Origin of the sequence: Phenylobacterium sp. (assembly GCF_041691455.1) — a bacterium.
Taxonomy (GTDB): Bacteria; Pseudomonadota; Alphaproteobacteria; order Caulobacterales; family Caulobacteraceae; genus Phenylobacterium.
In genome coordinates this window covers 139,540-159,076 of the sequence record NZ_JBEPUO010000001.1, presented here as the reverse complement: position 1 = coordinate 159,076, position 19,537 = coordinate 139,540, and the positions used below count along the sequence as shown (strand labels likewise).

General features: G+C 69.4%; 22 protein-coding genes. 13 read left to right on the top strand and 9 right to left on the bottom strand.

Annotated features, from left to right (window positions below):
• Window positions 1–4: 4 nt before the first annotated feature.
• Window positions 5–622 carry a TIM44-related membrane protein TimA gene (gene timA, locus ACESMY_RS00855; protein ID WP_372781217.1) on the bottom strand — a complete coding sequence of 206 codons (618 nt, stop codon included), beginning with the start codon at window positions 620–622 and terminating at the stop codon, window positions 5–7.
• A gap of 170 nt (window positions 623–792) precedes the next feature.
• On the opposite strand from timA, the gene secB reads away from it, so the two are divergent.
• Window positions 793–1,296, top strand: a complete 504-nt coding sequence (gene secB, locus ACESMY_RS00850; protein ID WP_372781215.1) for a protein-export chaperone SecB — start codon at window positions 793–795, stop codon at window positions 1,294–1,296.
• A gap of 4 nt (window positions 1,297–1,300) precedes the next feature.
• Here secB and dnaQ read toward each other — a convergent pair whose 3' ends face one another.
• Genes dnaQ through ACESMY_RS00825 form a run of 5 tightly spaced genes read right to left on the bottom strand, consistent with a single transcriptional unit; the run spans window position 1,301 to window position 5,012 of the window.
• On the bottom strand, window positions 1,301–2,008 hold the full coding sequence (dnaQ, locus tag ACESMY_RS00845; RefSeq protein WP_372781213.1) for a DNA polymerase III subunit epsilon: 708 nt from the start codon (window positions 2,006–2,008) through the stop codon (window positions 1,301–1,303).
• A 31-nt stretch (window positions 2,009–2,039) separates the two neighbouring features.
• Complete coding sequence (gene coaE, locus ACESMY_RS00840) at window positions 2,040–2,663, bottom strand: dephospho-CoA kinase (protein ID WP_372781211.1); 624 nt, start codon at window positions 2,661–2,663, stop codon at window positions 2,040–2,042.
• Window positions 2,660–3,538: a shikimate dehydrogenase gene (gene aroE, locus ACESMY_RS00835; RefSeq protein ID WP_372781210.1), complete on the bottom strand. Its 879-nt coding sequence runs from the start codon at window positions 3,536–3,538 to the stop codon at window positions 2,660–2,662. The genes coaE and aroE overlap by 4 nt, the downstream gene beginning before the upstream one ends.
• Window positions 3,535–4,131, bottom strand: coding sequence for a nucleoside triphosphate pyrophosphatase (locus ACESMY_RS00830; RefSeq protein WP_372781208.1), 597 nt, complete (start codon window positions 4,129–4,131; stop codon window positions 3,535–3,537). The genes aroE and ACESMY_RS00830 overlap by 4 nt, the downstream gene beginning before the upstream one ends.
• Complete coding sequence (locus ACESMY_RS00825; protein ID WP_372782268.1) at window positions 4,128–5,012, bottom strand: pyruvate, water dikinase regulatory protein; 885 nt, start codon at window positions 5,010–5,012, stop codon at window positions 4,128–4,130. The genes ACESMY_RS00830 and ACESMY_RS00825 overlap by 4 nt, the downstream gene beginning before the upstream one ends.
• 492 nt (window positions 5,013–5,504) lie before the next feature.
• Between ACESMY_RS00825 and hemE the strand changes: the two genes are divergently transcribed.
• From hemE to ACESMY_RS00800, 5 genes are all read left to right on the top strand, one after another.
• Window positions 5,505–6,554 carry a uroporphyrinogen decarboxylase gene (hemE, locus tag ACESMY_RS00820; RefSeq protein ID WP_372781206.1) on the top strand — a complete coding sequence of 350 codons (1,050 nt, stop codon included), beginning with the start codon at window positions 5,505–5,507 and terminating at the stop codon, window positions 6,552–6,554.
• Window positions 6,551–7,588, top strand: a complete 1,038-nt coding sequence (hemH, locus tag ACESMY_RS00815; protein ID WP_372781204.1) for a ferrochelatase — start codon at window positions 6,551–6,553, stop codon at window positions 7,586–7,588. The genes hemE and hemH overlap by 4 nt, the downstream gene beginning before the upstream one ends.
• Window positions 7,585–8,055 carry a CopD family protein gene (locus tag ACESMY_RS00810; RefSeq protein WP_372781202.1) on the top strand — a complete coding sequence of 157 codons (471 nt, stop codon included), beginning with the start codon at window positions 7,585–7,587 and terminating at the stop codon, window positions 8,053–8,055. The genes hemH and ACESMY_RS00810 overlap by 4 nt, the downstream gene beginning before the upstream one ends.
• A 228-nt stretch (window positions 8,056–8,283) precedes the next feature.
• Window positions 8,284–9,708 (top strand): transcription termination factor Rho, encoded by a 1,425-nt coding sequence (gene rho, locus ACESMY_RS00805; RefSeq protein ID WP_372781200.1) that lies wholly within the window; start codon window positions 8,284–8,286, stop codon window positions 9,706–9,708.
• A 24-nt stretch (window positions 9,709–9,732) separates the two neighbouring features.
• Window positions 9,733–10,326 carry a glutathione S-transferase family protein gene (locus ACESMY_RS00800; RefSeq protein ID WP_372781198.1) on the top strand — a complete coding sequence of 198 codons (594 nt, stop codon included), beginning with the start codon at window positions 9,733–9,735 and terminating at the stop codon, window positions 10,324–10,326.
• A gap of 78 nt (window positions 10,327–10,404) precedes the next feature.
• Here ACESMY_RS00800 and ACESMY_RS00795 read toward each other — a convergent pair whose 3' ends face one another.
• The gene (locus ACESMY_RS00795; protein WP_372781196.1) at window positions 10,405–11,373 is read right to left on the bottom strand and encodes a quinone oxidoreductase; all 969 of its coding nucleotides are present in this window, start codon (window positions 11,371–11,373) and stop codon (window positions 10,405–10,407) included.
• On the bottom strand, window positions 11,373–12,074 hold the full coding sequence (locus ACESMY_RS00790; protein ID WP_372781194.1) for a dienelactone hydrolase family protein: 702 nt from the start codon (window positions 12,072–12,074) through the stop codon (window positions 11,373–11,375). Before ACESMY_RS00790 ends, ACESMY_RS00795 begins: the two co-directional genes overlap by 1 nt.
• A gap of 91 nt (window positions 12,075–12,165) precedes the next feature.
• Here ACESMY_RS00790 and ACESMY_RS00785 point away from each other — a divergent pair, with 91 nt between their 5' ends.
• The 7 genes from ACESMY_RS00785 to ACESMY_RS00755 are packed head-to-tail and all read left to right on the top strand — an operon-like array spanning window position 12,166 to window position 18,422.
• The gene (locus tag ACESMY_RS00785; protein ID WP_372781192.1) at window positions 12,166–12,408 is read left to right on the top strand and encodes a DUF6489 family protein; all 243 of its coding nucleotides are present in this window, start codon (window positions 12,166–12,168) and stop codon (window positions 12,406–12,408) included.
• Window positions 12,405–13,709 carry a tRNA uridine-5-carboxymethylaminomethyl(34) synthesis GTPase MnmE gene (gene mnmE / locus ACESMY_RS00780; protein ID WP_372781190.1) on the top strand — a complete coding sequence of 435 codons (1,305 nt, stop codon included), beginning with the start codon at window positions 12,405–12,407 and terminating at the stop codon, window positions 13,707–13,709. Before ACESMY_RS00785 ends, mnmE begins: the two co-directional genes overlap by 4 nt.
• A 34-nt stretch (window positions 13,710–13,743) precedes the next feature.
• Window positions 13,744–15,603: a tRNA uridine-5-carboxymethylaminomethyl(34) synthesis enzyme MnmG gene (gene mnmG, locus ACESMY_RS00775; protein ID WP_372781188.1), complete on the top strand. Its 1,860-nt coding sequence runs from the start codon at window positions 13,744–13,746 to the stop codon at window positions 15,601–15,603.
• A gap of 13 nt (window positions 15,604–15,616) precedes the next feature.
• On the top strand, window positions 15,617–16,237 hold the full coding sequence (rsmG, locus tag ACESMY_RS00770) for a 16S rRNA (guanine(527)-N(7))-methyltransferase RsmG (protein WP_372782266.1): 621 nt from the start codon (window positions 15,617–15,619) through the stop codon (window positions 16,235–16,237).
• A complete protein-coding gene (locus ACESMY_RS00765) occupies window positions 16,221–17,033 on the top strand; it encodes a ParA family protein (protein ID WP_372781186.1) in 813 nt (270 codons plus the stop codon). The genes rsmG and ACESMY_RS00765 overlap by 17 nt, the downstream gene beginning before the upstream one ends.
• 19 nt (window positions 17,034–17,052) lie before the next feature.
• Window positions 17,053–17,913: a ParB/RepB/Spo0J family partition protein gene (locus ACESMY_RS00760; protein WP_372781184.1), complete on the top strand. Its 861-nt coding sequence runs from the start codon at window positions 17,053–17,055 to the stop codon at window positions 17,911–17,913.
• Entirely contained in the window at window positions 17,910–18,422 is a 513-nt protein-coding gene (locus ACESMY_RS00755) for a GNAT family N-acetyltransferase (protein WP_372781182.1), read from the top strand. Before ACESMY_RS00760 ends, ACESMY_RS00755 begins: the two co-directional genes overlap by 4 nt.
• Here the strand turns inward: ACESMY_RS00755 and ACESMY_RS00750 are convergent.
• On the bottom strand, window positions 18,419–19,513 hold the full coding sequence (locus ACESMY_RS00750) for a hypothetical protein (RefSeq protein WP_372781180.1): 1,095 nt from the start codon (window positions 19,511–19,513) through the stop codon (window positions 18,419–18,421). The genes ACESMY_RS00755 and ACESMY_RS00750 overlap by 4 nt on opposite strands.
• Between the last annotated feature and the right edge of the window lie 24 nt (window positions 19,514–19,537).

The following is a 19,537-nucleotide window of genomic DNA, read 5'->3' as shown; positions in this document are numbered from 1 at the left end:
CCGCTCAAGCCTCCGCGGCGTCGACGTGGATCAGCATCCAGTTGGGATCGCGGCTCTTCAGGTGGCGCTCGAAGGTCCAGAGCTCGGCGGTGCGCCGATCCTCGACGCCTTCGCCTTCCGGTCCCTTGGTGCGGCTGCGGAATTCGGCGAGGAACCGCACGGTCACCCGCGCGAGGTCGGCGCCCACCACCTCGGCCTTTTCCAGGTCGGCGCGGGGCGCATGCAGGAATTCGACCGTCTCGGTGCGGTTCTCCGCCTCGCGCGCGGCGATCGCGGTGTCGAAGCCCGCCATCACCGGCGGGGCCAGCAGGTCGCGCAGCTTGTTCCGGTCGCCGGCCGCGAAGGCCTTGACGATCATCTCATAGGCGCTCTTCGCGCCGCCCAGGAACCGGCTGACATCGAAGGCGGGATCCTTGGCCTTCACGGCCGCGAGGCCGGTGAGCGAGACGCCGTCGTCCGAAGCCTCAAGGGCCGGGGCGTCCGGCCCGCGCTCGACGGCTGACGACGTCGTCGGAACGGCCGGTGAATCCTCCGGCTGGCGTCCCACGCGCCGGCCCAGCACCGCGTAGAGCTGGTAGAGCACGATGGCCGCGAGGCCTGCGAAGATGATCAACTCGAGCACTTGCAACGATGAGGCCTTCAGGAGTTCCGCCGTGTGGCGCTAAATCCAATATAGGACGATCCAACGCCCCCGTCAGGGGCGACGTTGCATCCCCTAGGGCGCCATGATAGCCCGGCCGACCAATAAGACACGAACCCTTCGTCGTCTCACCACGGATTTTAAGTCGAACGATGACCGATACCGACGCTGGCAATGGCGCCACCGAACCCGCCTCCGAAGCCGCGCTGGGCGCTGAAGGCCCCGGCATCCGGATCCTCGCGCAGTTCATCCGCGACCTGTCGTTCGAGAACCCGCGCGCGCCCGAAAGCCTGCGCGGCGGCGCGGCCCAGCCGCAGATCGACCTCGGCGTCGAGATGAACGCCCGCGGCCGCGAGGACGGCTTCTACGAGGTCGACCTGAAGCTCTCGGCCAAGGCCAACCGCGACGACGGCGCGATCTTCGTGGTCGAGCTGATGTACGGCGGGGTCTTCCAGATCAGCGGCGTGACCGCCGAGGACATGGAGCCGGTGCTGCTGATCGAGTGCCCGCGCTACCTCTTCCCGTTCGCCCGCCGGATCATCGCCGACGTGACCTCGGACGGCGGCTATCCGCCCTTCCTGCTGGATCCGATCGATTTCGCCGGCGTCTATGCCGCGCGCAAGGCCGAACAGGGCGGCCAGGTCGGGCACGCCTAGAGGGTCAGAGGCCGAACCTCGACCAGAGCTCGTCGCTCTTCACCACCTCGCGGATAAAGCTCGCGTGGATCAGCCGCTCCTCCTCGGTGGAGAGCGGCGCCATCGGGCGCGGGCGGACGCCATAGGCGTTGCGGGTCGCCGCGGCGACCGCGGCTGTGGCTATGGCGGCTGCGCCCAGCTCCAGCCGGCGCTCGCGGCCGCCCTTCAGCTCCAGATAGACCGCCGCCAGCAGCTTGGCGTCGACGAGGGCGCCGTGCTTGTCGCGCTCCGACAGCGAAATCTTGAAGCGCTTGCAGAGCGCATCGAGCGAATTGTGCATCCCCGGGAAGCGCACCCGGGCGAGCGCCAGGGTGTCGACCCAGCGGCTCTCGTGCAGCGGCGAGCGATTGGTGACGCCCAGCTCGTGGTTGATGAAGTTGCGGTCGAAGCCGGCGTTGTGGGCGATCAGCGGCGCGTCGCCGATGAACTCCAGGAAGGCTTCGACCACCTCCGGATGCTCGAACCTCGGCTTGCCCCTCAGGAACGCGCCGGAAAGGCCATGCACCCGCTCGGCGTCCGGCGGCATGTCGCGGCAGGGGTCGATGTAGGTGTGGAAGCTCCGGCCCGTGGGCACGAAGTCGTCGATCTCCAGGCAGGCGATCTCCACCATCCGATGGCCCATGGAGGGCTCGAAGCCTGTGGTCTCGGTATCGAGGACGATCTCGCGCGCCATGACCTTTCATGGCCCGGTTCGGGCCCGGAGTTCAATCGGTCGTGCGGTCGCGGGCCGGCCTGCGTTGTGGATCGCGCATCACCGCGATGATCTCCGCCACCTGCTCGCGAGCCGGCTCCAGGCCTCGCGACGTGTCGACCACGAAGTGGGCGCGGGTGCGCTTCTCCACATCGGCCAGTTGCTGGGCGAGGATGGCGTCGAGGCGCTCTGGCGTCATACCGGGGCGGGCCAGCACCCGGTCGCGCTGCATCTGCGCGGGCGCGCTGGCCACCACCACGGCGTCGACATTGGCGTGGCCGCCGGTCTCGAACAGCAGAGGGATGTCCAGCACCACCATGTCGGCCCCTTCCGCCTCGGCCTTGGCGAAGAAGCCCACGCGGTCGCGCCCGACCAGCGGGTGGACGATGGCGTTCAGCCGCTTCAGGGCCTCGGGGTTTCCCAGTACGGCCTGCCGCAGGGCCTCACGGTCGACCCGGCCGTCGCGGATCGCGCCCGGGAAGGCCTCGCCCACCGGTCCGACCGCCGCGCCGCCCTGGTCGTAGAGGTCGTGCACCGCGGCGTCGGCGTCATAGACCGGCACGCCTGCCTCGCGGAACATGGCCGCCGTCGTCGACTTGCCCATGCCGATGGAGCCGGTGAGGCCGATCAGGATCACTTGGTCCTGGCCTCCAGGGCCGCGATGCAGAGCGCCCGGACATCGACCTCGGCCGGCGGGACCCGCCCGAAGAAGGCCTCGAAGGAGGGGCCGGCCTGCCGCACCAGCATCTCCAGCCCGTCGACGATCGGATGGCCGAGCAGCTTGGCCCGCGACAGGAACGGCGTGATCAGCGGCGAATAGGTCATGTCCATCATCACCGCCCCGGCCGGGATGCCCTCGAGCGGCAGGTCGAGCGCGTCGTCGCTGGCGATGCCGGCCGAGGTCGCGTTGACCACCAGGGTGACATCCCGGAAGGCCTCGGCCGCGGCGTCGAGCGGATAGGCCCGGGTCGAGCCGCCGACCGCGCCGGCCACCAGCTCGGCGCGCGCCAGGGTGCGGTTGACCAGCCGGACCTCAGGGGCGCCGGCCATCACCAGGGCCGCGGCCGCGCCCCGCGCCGCGCCGCCCGCGCCCATCACCACCACCGGACCGGATCGCGGGTCGAACCCCGGCGCCTGGGAGGCGAGCGCGCCCAGCAGGCCGAGACCGTCGACATTGTCCGCCACGATCGAGCCGTCCTCGTTGAAGATCAGCAGATTGGCCGCCCCGGCCCGTTCCGCGCGCTCGCCGACTTCATGGGCGACGCTGAGCGCGGCCTCCTTGAAGGGCAGGGTGACATTGAGCCCGCGGACCGCACCGCCGCGCATCCCCTCGGCGAAATGGCTGAAGCGGTCGGGGGGCGGGGCGAAGGCGACATAGACCGCATCCAGACCGGCCGCCTCAATCCAGGCATTGTGGATCAGCGGGCTCAGCGAGTGGGCGATGGGAGAGCCGGCGACGCCGGCGACGGCGGTGGCGCCGGTGATCGGGCGATAGGCGGGAAGGTTGCTCATGACGTCAGAACACCCCGGCGGCGCAACAGGTCCAGGAGACCCATCATCGGCAGGCCCAGGATGGTGAAATAGTCGCCCTCGATCTTCGAAAAGAGCTGCAGCCCCAGCCCTTCCAGCCGGTAGCAGCCCACCGAGCCCAGCGCCGCCTCGCCCTCGGCGGCCAGGTAGTCCTCCAGGAAGGCGTCCGAGAAGTCGCGCATCCGCAGGGTGGCGCTCTGGGTCCCGCGCCAGACGACCGCGCCGCCCTGGGCCACCACCACCGCCGAATGCAGCTGGTGCGGCTTGCCGCGCAGGGTGGTCAGGCGCTCGCGGGCCTCGGCGAGGGTCTCGGCCTTGTCGTAGAGCTTGCCCTGGAACTCCAGGGTCTGGTCGGCGCCCACGACCAGTTCGGACCGGCTCACCGAAACCGCGATCGCCTTGTCCTCGGCCAGGGCCTCGGCGACCTGACGCGGCGTGGCGCGGTTGGCGAGCAGGGTAAGCTTTGCCGCGTCCTCGTCCACGCCCGATCCCACCGCCTCGAAGGGCACCCCCGCGCCTTCCAGCACCGCGCGGCGCGCGGCGCTCTTCGAGGCCAGGACGAGGCCTGGGTTCACCCGAGCACCTCCACCTGGCCGTGGCCGCCATGCAGCAGGTTCATCACCGCGGCCGCCGTCTCCTCGACCGAGCGGCGCGTCACGTCGATCACCGGCCAACCCTGGCGTTCATAGAGCCGGCGGGCCTGGACGATTTCGTCGCGCACCGCGTCCACGTCGATGTAGGTGGATTCCCGGTTCTCCTTGAGGCTCAGCAGCCGGTTGCGGCGGATCTGGATCAGCCGGTCGGGGGAGATCGAGAGGCCCACCACCAGGGTCTTCTTCAGCGCGAACAGCTGATCCGGCGGCGGGCGGCCCGGCACCAGCGGCACATTGCCGGCCCGCACCCCGCGGTGCGCCAGGTAGATGCAGGTCGGCGTCTTCGAGGTCCGCGACACGCCGACCAGGATCACGTCGGCCTGTTCGAGGTCCTGGCCGCCCTGGCCGTCGTCATGGCCGATCGCGTAGTTGAGCGCGTCCATGCGGTTGAAATAGTCGTTGTCGAGCCGCAGGTGCGCGCCGACCCGGGTCGTCGTCGAATAGCCCAGGTAGCGCGACATGGCCGAGACCAGCGGGTCGAGCGCCGGGATGCAGGGCATGTCGAGCCGCCGGCAGCCCTCCTCCAGCGCCTCGCGCAGGCCGTCGTCGACGATGGTGTGGATCACCACGCCCGGCGCTTCCTCGATGTCGCCCAGCGCCCGGTCGAGCTGGCGCTGCGAGCGGACCAGGGCATAGATGTGCTCGATCGGCAGGACGTTATCGAACCGGGCGCAGACCGCGCGCGCCATGGCGTTCAGCGTCTCGCCGGTGGAGTCCGACACCAGGTGGACATGGAAATAGGTGGCTAGCCTTGGAGCGGGCGTGGTCACGGGCGGCCTTCGAGCGAAAATCCCAGAAACGATTCCTGGGGACGATTCCTGTGGAGCAGTCTTAGCGAACGCCGGGGCGAATGGGGATAGATCGCGTGCGCCAGGGCCCGAGCGGCCTTCCCCATGTATGGGCGGGATGAAACGAGCCGTTTACCTTCCGTTAACCCACACCCTCGGACCCGCCCCGCGGCGGCTGGGAAGGCTTGTCGACAGGCTCGGGACGGAAACATCGGCGCCGGCCGTCCTCCCCGAAAGTCTTAACGAAACCTTAAGGCCCGCAGGGGTCTTGCCCGGGCGTCCCCGCGATTCACAGCGTGGGGACGGGGCCCGCGTCCGCGCCGGACAGCCTGGGGAGAAGACCAGAAACCCGCGCGGACGGATGGATTCGTCCACCCGCTCGACAGGCCCTACCGCCATCGTCCCAATCTTTTTTCTAGAGTCTTCCAGGGAAGGAAGAAGGGCAGACCGGACGATCGACCGGGCCTTGGGCTTGAGAGTTCGGCCCATAGGCGATTTAAGGCGCTGATGAGCGAGACCCCACGCCTCCTGCGCGCGCTGTCCGGCGAGACCCTGGACCGGCCGCCGATCTGGTTCATGCGCCAGGCTGGCCGCTGCCTGCCGGAGTACCGCGAGCTCCGCGCCCGGGCCGGGGACTTCATCAGTCTCGCGATGAATCCAGAGATGGCCGCGGAGGTCACGCTGCAGCCGATGCGGCGCTTCCCGTTCGATGCGGCGATCGTCTTCGCCGACATCCTGCTGATCCCCCGCGCGTTAGGCCAGGACCTGTGGTTTGAAGCCGGGGAGGGCCCCAGGCTCGGCCCACTGCCCACGATCCCGGCCCTGGCGGACCAGGTCGAGGCTTCGACGGAGCGGTTGTCGGCTGTCGGAGAGACGCTTGCCCGCGTGCGGGCCGAGCTGGAGCCGGAGCGGGCGCTGATCGGGTTCGCCGGCGGACCCTGGACGGTGGCGACCTACATGATCGAGGGCCGTAGCTCGGACCGGTCGGCGGCGCGGACCTTCGCCTACGAAAACCCCGAGAAACTCGATGCCCTGCTGGAGGTGCTGGTCGACTCCACCGCCCGCTACCTGATCATGCAGGCGAACTCGGGCGCCCAGGCGCTGAAGATCTTCGAAAGCTGGGCCGAGGGCCTGGCCGAGGATGTCTTCGAGCGCATCGTCGTCAGGCCGCACCGGGCCATCGTGGAGCAGGTGCGGGCCGCTGGCGTCACGGCGCCGTTCATCGGCTTCCCACGCGGGGCTGGCGCTCTGGTCGAGACCTACGCCAGGGCCGTGCCGGTCGAGGGCGTGGCGCTCGACACCCAGGCCAGCGCGGAGCTCGGCCGCCGGCTGCAGGCGGGTGGCAAGACCATCCAGGGCGCGCTCGACAACCTGTTGCTGCGGGCCGGCGGGCCGGCGCTGGACGCCCGGGTCGAAGGCCTGCTCGCCCAGTGGAGCGACGGGCCCTACATCTTCAACCTCGGTCACGGGGTCATGCCCGACACCCCCGTCGAGCATATCGCCCGGGTCGTGGCGCGGGTGACCGGTAAGCCGGCGAAGGCCATGGCCGCCGAGTGACCAAGCTTGCCGTCGTCCTGTTCAATCTCGGCGGGCCGGATCGCCTGAAGGCCGTAAAGCCGTTTCTTTTCAATCTGTTCCGTGATCCGGCCATCATCTCCCTGCCGGCGGTGGCGCGCTATCCGCTGGCGGCCCTGATCTCCACGACGCGCGAGAAGACCGCCCAGGCCAATTACGCGATCATGGGCGGCGCCTCGCCGCTGCTGGCCGAAACCCGGGCCCAGGCACGGGTGCTGGAGACGGCGCTTAAGGCCAAGGCGCCGGACGTCGAGGCCCGCTGCTTCATCGCCATGCGCTACTGGAAGCCGCTCGCGAAGGAGACCGCCGCCGAGGTCGCGGCCTTCGCGCCGAACGAGATCGTGCTGCTGCCGCTCTATCCGCAGTACTCGACCACGACGACCGCCTCATCGGTGGAGGATTGGCTCAAGGTCTATCGGGGACCGGGCCGCTCGCGCACGGTCTGCTGCTATCCGACGGCGCGCGGGCTGATCGAGGCCCACGCCCAGGCGATCCGCGAGGTCTGGGAGGCGGCCGGCAAGCCGCGGGGTGTGCGGCTGCTGTTCTCCGCCCACGGCCTGCCGCAACAGATTGTCGACGCCGGCGATCCCTACCGCGCGCAGATCGAGGCCACGGCCGAGGCGATCGCGGCGCAGCTGCCCGAGCTGGCCGACTGGCGGGTCTGTTTCCAGAGCCGGGTGGGGCGGCTGCAATGGCTCAAACCCTCCACCGACGATGAGATCCGGCGGGCCGGGGCCGATCGGAAGGGCGTGCTGATCGCGCCCATCGCCTTCGTCTCCGAGCATGTGGAGACGCTGGTCGAGCTCGACCACGAATATGCGGCCCTGGCGCGGGAGGTCGGCTGTTCGCCCTATCTACGGGCGCCGACCCCGGGCATCGCGAGCGCCTTCGTCGACGAACTGGCGCGAACGGTCCTCGAAGCGGCGGGCCGCGAGGGCGGTGTCGCGCCGCACGGCCCTTGGCGGTGTCCCGCCGGCCATGCGAAATGCGCCCTGCGGACAGGGGCGGCGGCATGACCTACGACGGCGTCTACGACCTACTGCGGGGTCTCCACATCCTGGCGGTGATCGCCTGGATGGCGGGGTTGCTCTACCTGCCCAGGCTGTTCGCCTATCACACCGAGACGGCGCCGCCGGGCAGCCCGTTCGACGCCCACTTCCAGGTCTGGGAAGGCAAGCTCCTGCGGATCATCATGAACCCGGCGATGGTCATGGCCTGGCTGTTCGGCGTGGGGCTTATCTGGGTCGACGCGCACCGGCACGGCGACGGCTGGCGCTTCCTGCTGGAGCCCTGGATGATCACCAAACTGGCCGGGGTGCTTTTCCTCACCGGCTGGCATCACTATCTCAGCAGGGCCCGGAAAGGCTTCGTCGCCGGCCGTCGGGACCGCCCCGCGAAGTTCTGGCGGATGACCAACGAGTTGCCCTTCCTGGCGGCGATTGTCATGGTCCTGGCGGTCACCACCGAGTTCGGCCACCCCTAGCTTGCGACGCCGGTTTGCTTGACCGGGGCCCGCGTCTGTGGTTCCGATCCCGTACGCGTCCCCGACAAGGGCGCGCCCCGCCTTATCTCCGGCCGCCACGCGCGTAGACGCGAGGATCGGTCCGGCCCCCACGAAGACGAAACACATCGGCGCCCGCGAGGCGTCCACATCATCTAGAAGTCCACGCCCGGAGTCCGCTCCGCCCGTGGGCGAACACGAGTGAATTCAATGCAAGACGACAATTCCGAACCGACCGCCCCCGAAGACGCCGAAGCCGTGGAAACCGCGGGCGCCGAGCTGGCTGCTGAGACCGCGGCCGAAGAGGCCGAGGCCGCCGGCGAACCGGAAGAACCCTCCGAGATCGCCAACACCATCGCCTCCATGGGGCTCACCCGCATGAGCCTGCAGGAGCTGAAGGACAAGGCGCCCGCCGACCTGCTGGCCTTCGCCGAGCTCTTCGAGATCGAGAACGCCAACTCCATGCGCAAGCAGGACATGATGTTCGCGATCCTGAAGACCCTCGCGGAGGAGGGCGTCGAGATCTCGGGTTCCGGCACCCTGGAAGTGGTGCAGGACGGCTTCGGCTTCCTGCGCTCGCCGGAGGCCAACTACCTGCCCGGCCCCGACGACATCTATGTCAGCCCCTCACAAATCCGGAAATTCGGCCTGCGGACCGGCGACACCGTGGACGGCGCGGTGCGCGCGCCGCGCGAGGGCGAGCGCTACTTCGCCCTGGTGAAGGTCGACCTGACCAACTTCGAGAACCCCGAGAACGTCCGCCACAAGGTGCTGTTCGACAACCTGACGCCGCTCTATCCCGACCAGCGCCTGCGGATGGAGATCGACGATCCCACCCTCAAGGACCGCTCCGGCCGGGTGATCGATATCGTGGCCCCGCTCGGCAAGGGCCAGCGCTGCCTGATCACCTCGCCGCCGCGGGTCGGCAAGACGGTGATGCTGCAGAACATCGCCAAGTCGATCGAGACCAACCATCCCGAGTGCTACCTGATCGTCCTGCTGATCGACGAGCGCCCGGAAGAAGTCACCGACATGCAGCGCACCGTGAAGGGCGAGGTGATCTCCTCGACCTTCGACGAGCCCGCCACGCGGCACGTGCAAGTCGCTGAAATGGTTATCGAAAAGGCCAAGCGCCTGGTCGAGCACAAGCGCGACGTGGTGATCCTTCTGGACAGCGTCACCCGCCTTGGCCGCGCCTACAACACCACCGTCCCCTCGTCGGGCAAGGTGCTGACCGGCGGCGTCGACGCCAACGCCCTGCAGCGCCCGAAGCGCTTCTTCGGCGCGGCGCGTAACATCGAGGAAGGCGGCTCGCTGACCATCATCGCCACCGCCCTGATCGACACCGGCAGCCGGATGGACGAGGTGATCTTCGAAGAGTTCAAGGGCACCGGTAACTCGGAAATCGTGCTCGACCGCAAGGTCGCCGACAAGCGGGTCTATCCGGCCATCGACGTGATCAAGTCCGGCACCCGCAAGGAAGAGCTGATCACCCCGAAGGAACACCTGACCAAGACCTACATCCTGCGCCGGATCCTTGGGCCCATGGGCGCCCAGGACGCCATCGAGTTCCTGCTCGACAAGCTCCGCTCGTCCAAGACCAACGAAGAATTCTTCCAGTCGATGAACACCTAGGCGGATCCCGCCACGGGGGCGGCCATGATCAAGGTCTATGCGTCGAAGGGCACGCGGTCGCTCCGCGTGCTCTGGGCGCTCGAAGAGCTGGGCGCGCCCTATGAGGTCGTCGCCCTGACCTTCCCGCCCAGGGTCCACCACCCGGACTATTTCGCGATCAGCCCGGCCGGCGCCCTTCCGGCGATGGAGGACGGCGACCTCACCCTGATCGAGAGCCTGGCGATTTGCGAATACCTGAACAGCAGGTTCGGCGGGCCGCTGGTCGTCCGCGCCGACGAGCCGGGGTTCGCCGACTACCTGCAGTTCCTGCATTTCGGGGAAGGGACACTGAGCCCGCCGCTAGCCTGGGCCCGGCGTTTCGGGCCGCGTCTGGATGCGGCGCTGGCCGAAGGCCGCGCGGCGTTCGCCCTACGCCTTGGGGTCATCGAGCGGGTTCTGGCGGACGGCCGCGCGTTCCTGGCGGCGGGGCGTCTGACGCTCGCGGACCTCTCGGTCGGCTATGTGCTGGGCCTTTCGGAGCTCTCCGGCCTGCACGAATTGCTGCCCGTCTCGGTGCTGGCCTACGAGGCTGGACTGAAGACCAGGCCGGCCTATCAGCGAGCCGTGGCCGCCGTTTGACCCGGTATGGCCAGGCCCTACTTGTGTTTCACGTGAAACAGTTACCGATCGCGCGAGCCGAGGCTCGCGCTGCGGTTGTCACGGAATGAGCAGGCTCGCCCCGATCGTCGCTCGGCTTTCCAGCGCTTCGTGGGCCTTGCGGGCCTCCGCGAGCGGGAAGGTCTGGCCGATCTCGACGCTGACCTTGCCCGACTCGATCATCTCGAACAGCGCCGCGGCGCTGGCGTCGAGCTCCTCGGTGGTGGCCTGATAGTCGCCCATGGTCGGTCGGGTGAAGAACAGCGAGCCGCCGAGCATCAGCCGCCGCGCCTCGACCGGCGGCGGCGGGCCGGAGGCGTTGCCGAAGCTGACGAACAGGCCTCGCCGCGCCAGGCTGCCCAGCGTGCCGTCGAAGGTGTCCTTGCCCACCGAGTCGTAGGCTACCGGCACGCCCTTGCCGTCGGTGATCTGGCGGACCGCCGCGGCCACGTCCTGCTCGCGATAGAGGATCACATGGTCGGCGCCGAGCGCGCGCACCCGGGCGGCCTTCTCCTCGGAGCCCACCGTGGCGATGACCACGGCGCCCAGGGCCTTGGCCCACTGGACCATGATCTGACCCACCCCGCCGGCGGCCGCGTGGACCAGGATCGTCTCGCCGGCCTCCACGCGGTGCAGGCGGCGGATCAGGAACTCGACGGTCATGCCCTTCAACAGGGCCGCCGCGGCCGTGCGCGCGTCGACGCCGGCCGGGAGCTTCACCGCGCGGTCGGCGACCACGGTGTTGGCGTCGGCATAGGCGCCGGGCGTCCCGGCATAGGCCGCCAGGTCGCCGACCTTGAAGCGGGTGACCCCGTCGCCCACGGCCTCCACGACGCCGGCGGCCTCCGACCCCAGGCCGGACGGCAGCTTCATCGGATAGAGGCCGGAGCGCTGGTAGGTGTCGATGAAGTTGATCCCCACCGCCTGATGGCGGACCAGGATCTGGCCGGGCCGCGGCTCGGGCATGTCGACCTCGACGAGCTCGAGGACCTCGGGGCCGCCGGTCTGGGAAAAGCGGATCGCGCGCATCAGCCGAGGGTCTTCTGGAAGAAGGTGAGGGTGCGGCCGTTGGCGAGCTTGGCCGCCTCAACGTTGAAGTGGTCGCCGCCCTCTCGGGCGAAGGCGTGGTCGCAGCCGGGATAGGTGTGGATCTCGATCTGCGGGTGGTCCTTGAGCGCCGCCAGGATCACGGCCTGGGCGGGCTTGGGCACGAACTGGTCCTCCTCGGCGATGTGCATGAGCAGAGGGTGGGTCAGCTTCTCGGCCTCGGCCTCGGCCACGCGGTTCTCCAGGCCGACGCCATAGTAGGAGACCGAAGCATCGGCGTCGGTGCGGGTGGCGGTGAGGAAGGCGAGCTGGCCGCCCAGGCAATAGCCCACCGCGCCCACCTTGCCGTTGCAGCCCGCGTCCTTGCGGATGTGGGCGACGGTCGCGGCGATATCACCGACGCCGGCCTCGACGTCGAAGGCGTTGAACAGCTCGAAGGCCCGTTTCCACTCGGCCTCGGAGTGGTCGGTGATGTCGATGTCGGGCTCGATCCGCCAGAAGAGGTCCGGACAGATCGCCAGGTAGCCCTGGGCCGCCAGGCCATCGGTGATGTCGCGCATCACCTGGTTCACCCCGAAGATCTCCTGGATGACCACCACAGCCGGCGCGGGCGAGCGGCTCGGCCGGGCGACGTAGGCCGAGAAGGTCCCGTCCTTGGCGGTGATCGTCGTGCGCTCGACCATGATCGGCTCCTGTTCCGGGCTTTGTTGTCCCGCGCTACTAGCGCGAGCGGCCACTCCACGGCCATATGCAATCCGAACGGGGAATTCGGCCATGAAGATGACCATCGAGGTGGATTGCACGCCAGAGGAGGCGCGGCGCTTCCTGGGGCTGCCGGATGTCAGCGCGCTCAACGACCATCTGGTCGGCGAGATGAAGAAGCGGATCGACGCCAACATGACGATGATTTCGCCCGACGAGCTGGTGAAGAACTGGATGAGCTTCGGGGCCGGCGCCCAGGAGCACTTTCGCAAGCTGATGGAAGTCGGGATGAGCGCCGCTACGACCAAGAAATGACCGACACGATCTTCGCGCCCGCCACGGCGGCGGGTCGCGCGGCGGTGGCCGTGGTGCGGCTGTCGGGCCCGAACACCGCCGAGGCGGTGCGCGCGATCGCCGGGCGGCTGCCGACGGCGCGGCGGGCGAGCCTGAGGGCGCTGAAGGACGCCGTGGGGCGGCGGATCGATGAGGGGCTTGTGCTCTGGTTCCCGGCGCCCGGCAGCTACACCGGAGAGGACAGCGCCGAATTCCACATCCATGGCGGACCGGCGGTGGTCGGCGCCCTGGTCGCGGCGCTGTCGGCCCAGGGGCTACGGCTGGCCGAGCCCGGCGAATTCACCCGCCGCGCCTTCGAGCACGGCAAGCTCGACCTCGCCCAGGCCGAGGGCGTCGCCGACCTGATCGACGCGGAGACCGAGGCCCAGCGGGCCCAGGCGCTGGCCCAGCTCGGCGGCCGGCTCTCCGGCGTGCAGGCCCGCTGGCGCGACGGGCTGATCCGCGCCTCGGCCATGCTGGAGGCGGCCGTCGACTTCCCCGACGAGGAGGTGCCGGCCGACGTCGCCGGGCGCGCGCGGCCGATCCTGGAGATTCTGGCCGACGAGCTGGAAGCCGCCGCCGCGGACGTCGACCGAGGCGAGCAGGTGAGGGAAGGGTTCCGCATCGCGCTGCTGGGCGCCCCCAACGCCGGCAAGAGCACCCTGCTCAACGCACTCGCCGGGCGCGCGGCCGCCATCGTCTCGGCCATACCAGGGACCACGCGGGACATCATCGAAGTCCCCATGGTGCTGGGGGGTTACAAGGTGATCGTCGCCGACACCGCCGGCCTGCGCCGCACCGACGACGAGATCGAGGCCGAGGGCGTCCGCCGCGCCGAGGCCTGGGCGGAGACCGCGGGCCTGCGGGTCTGGCTGGTGGACGGCTACGGCGACGCGGAGCCCGAGGTTCCGGCGGTGCTCAAGCGCGGCGACATCGTGCTGCTGACCAAACGCGACCTGGGCGAGGGGCTCGAGGGCCTGCCAGGGGAGCCCTTCACCGCCAAGAGCCCTAACGACGTCGCCTGGCTGGAACGCTCCCTGACCGAGACGGTGGTCGAGGCCCTGGCCGGGGGCGAGCCGCCGGCCGCGACCCGGCTGCGCCACAAGGAGCTGCTCACCGAGGCGGCCGAGCGCCTGCGCCACGCGCTGGCCGAGGACAACGCCCTCGAACTGGCCGCCGAGGATGTCCGTCTGGCGGCCCGCGCCCTCGACCGGATCACCGGCCGCATCGACCCCGAACAGGTGCTCGGCCGCATCTTCGCGACCTTTTGCATCGGCAAATAGTGTTTCACGTGAAACAGGGCCGCCCTTCGACTATATGACGCGCTCCATGACCTGGGACGTGATCATCATCGGCGGCGGACATGCCGGCTGCGAGGCGGCTGCGGCTGCGGCGCGGTTCGGCGCGCGCACCCTGCTGCTCACCCACAAGCTCGAAACCATTGGCGAGATGAGCTGCAATCCGGCGATCGGCGGCCTCGGCAAGGGGCACCTAGTCCGGGAGATCGATGCGCTCGACGGCCTGATGGGCCGGCTTGGCGATGTGGCGGGCATCCAGTTCCGGCTGCTGAATCGTTCCAAGGGCGCGGCGGTGCGCGGCCCGCGCTCGCAGATCGACCGGCGGCTCTACCGCGAGGCCATGCAGGCGGAGCTTGCCGCCACCCCTAACCTGACCATCGTCGCCGAGGCCGTCGAGGACCTGATCGTCGAGGACGGCGTCGTGGTCGGCGTGCTCGGCGCCAGCGGCGAGGCTTACCGCGCCGGTCGGGTGGTGCTGACCACCGGCACCTTCCTGAAGGGCGTGATCCACCGCGGTGAGCAGCGCATCCCCGCCGGGAGGGTGGGCGACGCGCCGGCCATCGGCCTCTCCGACCGGCTCTATGCGTCGGGTCTGAAGATGGGCCGCCTCAAGACCGGAACGCCGGCGCGGCTCGACGGCAGGACCATCGCCTGGGACCGGCTGGAGATGCAGGCGGCCGACGCCGAGCCCGTGCCGTTCTCCTTCCTGACCGCGGCGATCACCACGCCGCAGATCGACTGCGGCATCACCTACACGACAGCCGAGACCCACAGGATCATCGCCGAAAGGCTCACTGAATCAGCGGTCTACGGCGGCCGGGCGACCGGGATCGGCCCGCGCTACTGCCCCTCGATCGAGGACAAGGTGGTCCGCTTCGCCGACAAGACCAGTCACCAGATCTTCCTTGAGCCGGAGGGCCTCGACGACGACACGGTCTATCCGAACGGCATCTCGACCTCGGTGTCCGAGGAGACCCAGGACCTCTTCCTGAGGACCATCCCCGGTCTCGAGGCGGTGCGGGTGAAGCGCTACGGCTACGCCATCGAGTACGACTATGTGGACCCCCGCGAGCTCTATCCGACGCTGGAGGCCAAGCGCCTGCCGGGCCTCTACCTGGCCGGCCAGATCAACGGCACGACGGGCTACGAGGAGGCCGGCGCGCAAGGCCTGGTGGCCGGCCTGAACGCCGCGCGGGCCGCGTCCGGGGCGGACGCCGCCGCTTTCGCCCGTGACGAGGCCTATATCGGCGTGCTGATCGACGACTTGGTCACCCGCGGCGTCACCGAGCCCTACCGGATGTTCACCAGCCGCGCGGAGTTCCGCCTGATCCTGCGCGCCGACAACGCCGACCAGCGGCTGACCGCCAAGGGCGAGGCCCTGGGCGCGGTCGGGTCCGTGCGCGCCAAGGCCTTCGGCGAGAAGGCCCGAGCCTTGGCGGCGGCCCGCGCCACTGCGGCCGGCCTGACGCTCACGCCCTCCCAGGCGGAGAAGGCCGGGCTGCCGGTCAAGGCCGACGGCCAGCGGCGCAACCTGACCGAGCTCCTGGCCTATCCGACCATCGCTTTCGAAGACCTGGTGCGGGTGTGGCCTGAGATCGGCGCCTGGGCGCCGGCCGTGCGCGAGCAGGTGGAGATCGACGCCTCCTACGCCGGCTATCTCGACCGCCAGGCCGCCGACGTGGCCGCCTTCCGCCGCGACGAAGACCTGACCCTGCCGGCCGCGCTCGACTATTCCGCCGTGGGCGGACTTTCCAATGAGGCCCGGGAAAAGCTGAGCACCGTCAAACCCTTGACGCTCGGCCAGGCGGCCCGGATCGAGGGCGTCACGCCCGGAGCGCTCACCGCCCTGCTGGCCCATGTCCGTCGCCGCGCCGCCTGAGGCCCAGCCCTTGATGGACGCCGAGGGGTTCGCCGCGGTCAGCGGCGCCACGGCCGCGCAGGTCGCCGACCTGGAGCGGTTCCGGCTCATGCTGGCCGAGCGCAATGCGGTCATGAACCTCATCGGGCCCGCCTCCCTACCGGACTTCTGGTCGCGTCACGCCTGGGACTCCGCCCAACTGATCCGGCTGGCGCCCGAGGCCCGGTCCTGGGCGGATCTGGGCGCGGGCGCCGGCCTGCCGGGCTTGGTGCTGGCCATACTCGGCAAGGGCGTGATGGGCTTCCACGTCGACCTCGTGGAGAGCATGACCAAGCGCTGCAAGTTTCTCGGGGAGGTGGTGGAGGCGTTGGAGCTTCCCGCCACCGTCCACAACGCGCGTGCGGAAAACCTCGATCTAACTGTGGAGATCGTCGCCGCGCGGGCTTGTGCCCCGCTTCACCGCCTGCTCGGGTATGCCCAGCCCTACCTCCAGTCGGGCGCGACCGGCCTCTTCCTGAAGGGTCAAGATGTTGTGTCCGAGATGAGGGAAGCGGCTAGATATTGGGAATATGAGGCCGACGTCGTGCCGTCTAAGAGTGACCCCCGGGGCCGAATCGTTCGCGTGAAGAGGCTTGGCCGTGCCCGTAGGGTCTGAGCGTGAGTTGCGTGTCCTGGTTGTCGCCAACCAGAAGGGCGGGGTGGGCAAGACCACAACCGCCATCAACCTCGGCACGGCCCTGGCCGCGGTCGGCGAGCGGGTGCTGCTGATCGATTCCGACCCCCAGGGCAACGCTTCCACCGGCCTGGGCATCCCCCACGCCCAGCGCAAGCACACCCTCTATGACGTGCTGATGGGCGAGAAGACGGTGCTGGAGGCGGTGGTGAAGACCTCGGTGCCCGGCCTGCATATCGCGCCCTCCGACCCGGACCTCTCGGGCATCGAGATGGAGCTGGCCCAGCAGCCTCGCCGGTCCTTCAAGCTCAAGGACGCCCTCGACCTCGTCCGCCAGGCGGGGAGCTACAGCTATGTGCTGATCGACTGCCCCCCGTCGCTGAACCTCCTGACCGTCAACGCCATGGCCGCGGCGGACGCCGTCCTGGTGCCGCTGCAGTGCGAGTTCTTCGCGCTGGAGGGACTGAGCCAGCTGATGCGCACCATCGAGATGGTCCGAGCGAGCCTCAATCCGAAGCTGGAGATCCAGGGGATCGTGCTGACCATGTTCGACCGCCGCAACGGCCTCTCGGCCCAGGTCGGCGACGACGTGCGGTCACATTTCGGGGAGACGGTCTACCAGACGGTGATTCCGCGGAACGTTCGGGTCTCCGAGGCGCCGTCGTTCGGCAAGCCGGCGCTGGTCTACGATCTGAAGTGCGCGGGGAGCCAGGCCTATCTGCGGCTCGCCCGCGAGGTGGTGCTGCGCGAGCGCGCGCGCCGCAAAGTGCCGGCTTAGGGAGGCGTAGGAGATTTCGATGGCCGAGGGCCGCAGAGGATTGGGCCGCGGGCTTTCGGCCCTGCTGGACGACGCGGGCGACGGCCAGGCGCCGAGCGACGGCACGCGCGACATTCCCATCGAGCTGGTCCACCGCAATCCCGACCAGCCGCGCCGGCATTTCTCCGAGGCCGAGATCGGTGAGCTGGAAGCCTCGATCCGCGACAAGGGCGTCCTGCAGCCGATCCTGGTGCGGCCGTCGCCCAAGACGCCGGGCGAATATGAGATCGTCGCCGGCGAGCGCCGCTGGCGGGCGGCGCAGCAGGCGGGGCTGACCGTCATCCCGGCGCTGATCCGGGTGCTCGACGACGACAAGGCCTTCGAGATCGCCGTCGTCGAGAACGTGCAGCGCGAGGACCTCAACGCCATGGAGGAGGCCCAGGCCTACGCCTCCCTGATGCGCCGGATGGCCTACACCCAGGACAAGGCGGCGAGCGCGGTCGGCAAGTCGCGCAGCCACGTGGCCAACACCCTTCGCCTGCTGCAGCTGCCCGACAGTGTACAGGATCACGTGCTGTTCGGCCGCCTGACGGCCGGCCATGCGCGGGCGATCCTCAGCGCCGCCTATCCGGAAGTTCTGGCTCAAGCCATTGTCGAGAAAGGCCTTTCCGTCCGCGACGCGGAGAACCTGGCCAAGGGCCGGGCCGTCGCCCCCAAGAAGCCCGCCGGGAAGCGCCGGGGCGGCAAGGACACCGACACCGCCGCCCTGGAGACCGATCTGGAGGATGCGCTCGGCATGAGCGTCGACATCGCCGACCGCGGCGGCGCCGGCGAACTCAAGATCAAATACGCGACGCTCGAACAGCTCGACGAGCTCTGCCGGAGGCTGACCCGCACATGATCCTCGCCGATGGCCAGAAGGTGCGCCTGCGCACGATCGGCGTACGCGACCTGAAGGCCGCCACCGCGCACCTCTACACGCTCTCGATCACCGAGCCGATGACCGACCCCGCGCGGGCTCGGGAGGTCTACGACAAGACCGGTTTCTGGACACCCGACGCCGGGGCTTGCGCCATCGAGGCGACGGACGGCGGCCGGCTGATCGGCACCCTGCAGTTCTACCGGGCCGGCCCGGGCATCCACGGCCTGGAGATCGGCTACATCCTCCATGACGAGGACGATCGCGGGAAAGGCTACGCCTCCGAGGCGCTCAGGCTGTTCTCCGACCTGCTGTTCGCCGGGCACGACTGGTGCCACCGCCTGCAGCTGATCATCGAGACCTGGAATGACGCCTCGGCGCGGCTGGCCGAGAACTGCGGCTATGCGAGCGAAGGCATCCTGCGCAAGGCGGGCTATTCGTCGCCGGACGAGCCCAGCGACTGCTTCATCTACTCCCGGGTCCGCGACTAGCCCTCGCCGTCCTCGGCGTCCGCGGCCTTGGCCTTCTGGTCGATATTGGTGGGCGCGGTCTTGTGGCCGGTGCGGTCTTCCTCGCGCGCGCCCTGCAGGATGCCCACCAGTCCGTAGTTCCCCTCGTGGCAGGCGTATTCGTAGATCTGGCCCGTGATGCGCGAGAACTCATATTCGCCGCCCCAGGGCTGGGCGAAGACCGTCGGATCGTCCACCCAGAAGGCGTAGCGAATCCGGTCCTTGGCCGTGCGGGTGAACCGCTCGGTGACCTTCAGGTGGGCCGAGGCCCCGCGGAAGACCTGTTCCGGGTGGAAGTTGGTGGTTTCGACCACCAGGGTGTCGCCTTCCCAGCGGCCGATGGAATCGCCCATCCAGGGCCGCACGGAGTCCGGCAGGTGCTGGCTGGTGTTCAGGCGGACGATGCGCGCGTCGTGCACCATCTCCACGTCGATGACGACCTGATCCCTGGTCTGCACGAACTGATAGGTGTTGTTGTAGAGGCCGGGCAGCATCACCGGGCCCGAGGAATTGCCGAAGGACAGCAGGCACCGCTCGCCCAAGGCGCGGGTCTCGGGGTTGTCGCTGGGGCTCTTGCCCGGCGGCAGGGCGCGGCCGAACGGATTGACGCGCACGTCCTTGCGCATCGGCACGCGGCCGTCCGGCGTGGAGGTGATGAAGCCGTTCCGGGGCTGGCCGTTCACCCGCATCACCACGCTGCCGGGATCGGTCCAGGCGGCGTTGTAGTTGCAATCGGTGCCGCGGCCGCCCGAGCAGTCGGCGGGCAGGTCGGTGACCTTGGCGTTGGGGTCGGTGGGTTTGTTGCCGAGATCGATCTGCGCCTTGGTCCTGGCCTCGATCTTCTTCGTCTCGGCCTCGGTCAGCACCAGGCCCGCGCCATACTTCGGATTGCGCTCCAGGCGGGTGAGGGCGACGTTGGTCCAGACGCCCTGCAGGTCCGGGTGGCCATAGGCGTCGCGCGGCGACTTGTAGCCGGCGTTCGCCGCCGGCGGCTGGGCCGTGGCGAGGTTCGGCAGGATGGCGAGGCTGAGCGCGCCCGCGAGCGCCTTCGCCTTCCAACGGGTCGCAACCATGGAGCCCTCCCAAGCCGCCTACGG

Bases quoted from the DNA above. Each gene is read 5' to 3' on its own strand.
- mnmG (WP_372781188.1), top strand. From the start codon at position 13,744: ATGACGCGCTCCATGACCTGGGACGTGATCATCATCGGCGGCGGACAT.
- ACESMY_RS00800 (WP_372781198.1), top strand. From the start codon at position 9,733: ATGATCAAGGTCTATGCGTCGAAGGGCACGCGGTCGCTCCGCGTGCTC.
- ACESMY_RS00810 (WP_372781202.1), top strand. From the start codon at position 7,585: ATGACCTACGACGGCGTCTACGACCTACTGCGGGGTCTCCACATCCTG.
- aroE (WP_372781210.1), bottom strand. From the start codon at position 3,538: ATGAGCAACCTTCCCGCCTATCGCCCGATCACCGGCGCCACCGCCGTC.
- ACESMY_RS00795 (WP_372781196.1), bottom strand. From the start codon at position 11,373: ATGCGCGCGATCCGCTTTTCCCAGACCGGCGGCCCCGAGGTCCTCGAG.
- ACESMY_RS00760 (WP_372781184.1), top strand. From the start codon at position 17,053: ATGGCCGAGGGCCGCAGAGGATTGGGCCGCGGGCTTTCGGCCCTGCTG.
- mnmE (WP_372781190.1), top strand. From the start codon at position 12,405: ATGACCGACACGATCTTCGCGCCCGCCACGGCGGCGGGTCGCGCGGCG.
- ACESMY_RS00790 (WP_372781194.1), bottom strand. From the start codon at position 12,074: ATGGTCGAGCGCACGACGATCACCGCCAAGGACGGGACCTTCTCGGCC.
- ACESMY_RS00755 (WP_372781182.1), top strand. From the start codon at position 17,910: ATGATCCTCGCCGATGGCCAGAAGGTGCGCCTGCGCACGATCGGCGTA.
- secB (WP_372781215.1), top strand. From the start codon at position 793: ATGACCGATACCGACGCTGGCAATGGCGCCACCGAACCCGCCTCCGAA.
- dnaQ (WP_372781213.1), bottom strand. From the start codon at position 2,008: ATGGCGCGCGAGATCGTCCTCGATACCGAGACCACAGGCTTCGAGCCC.
- ACESMY_RS00785 (WP_372781192.1), top strand. From the start codon at position 12,166: ATGAAGATGACCATCGAGGTGGATTGCACGCCAGAGGAGGCGCGGCGC.
- rho (WP_372781200.1), top strand. From the start codon at position 8,284: ATGCAAGACGACAATTCCGAACCGACCGCCCCCGAAGACGCCGAAGCC.
- rsmG (WP_372782266.1), top strand. From the start codon at position 15,617: ATGGACGCCGAGGGGTTCGCCGCGGTCAGCGGCGCCACGGCCGCGCAG.
- hemE (WP_372781206.1), top strand. From the start codon at position 5,505: ATGAGCGAGACCCCACGCCTCCTGCGCGCGCTGTCCGGCGAGACCCTG.
- ACESMY_RS00750 (WP_372781180.1), bottom strand. From the start codon at position 19,513: ATGGTTGCGACCCGTTGGAAGGCGAAGGCGCTCGCGGGCGCGCTCAGC.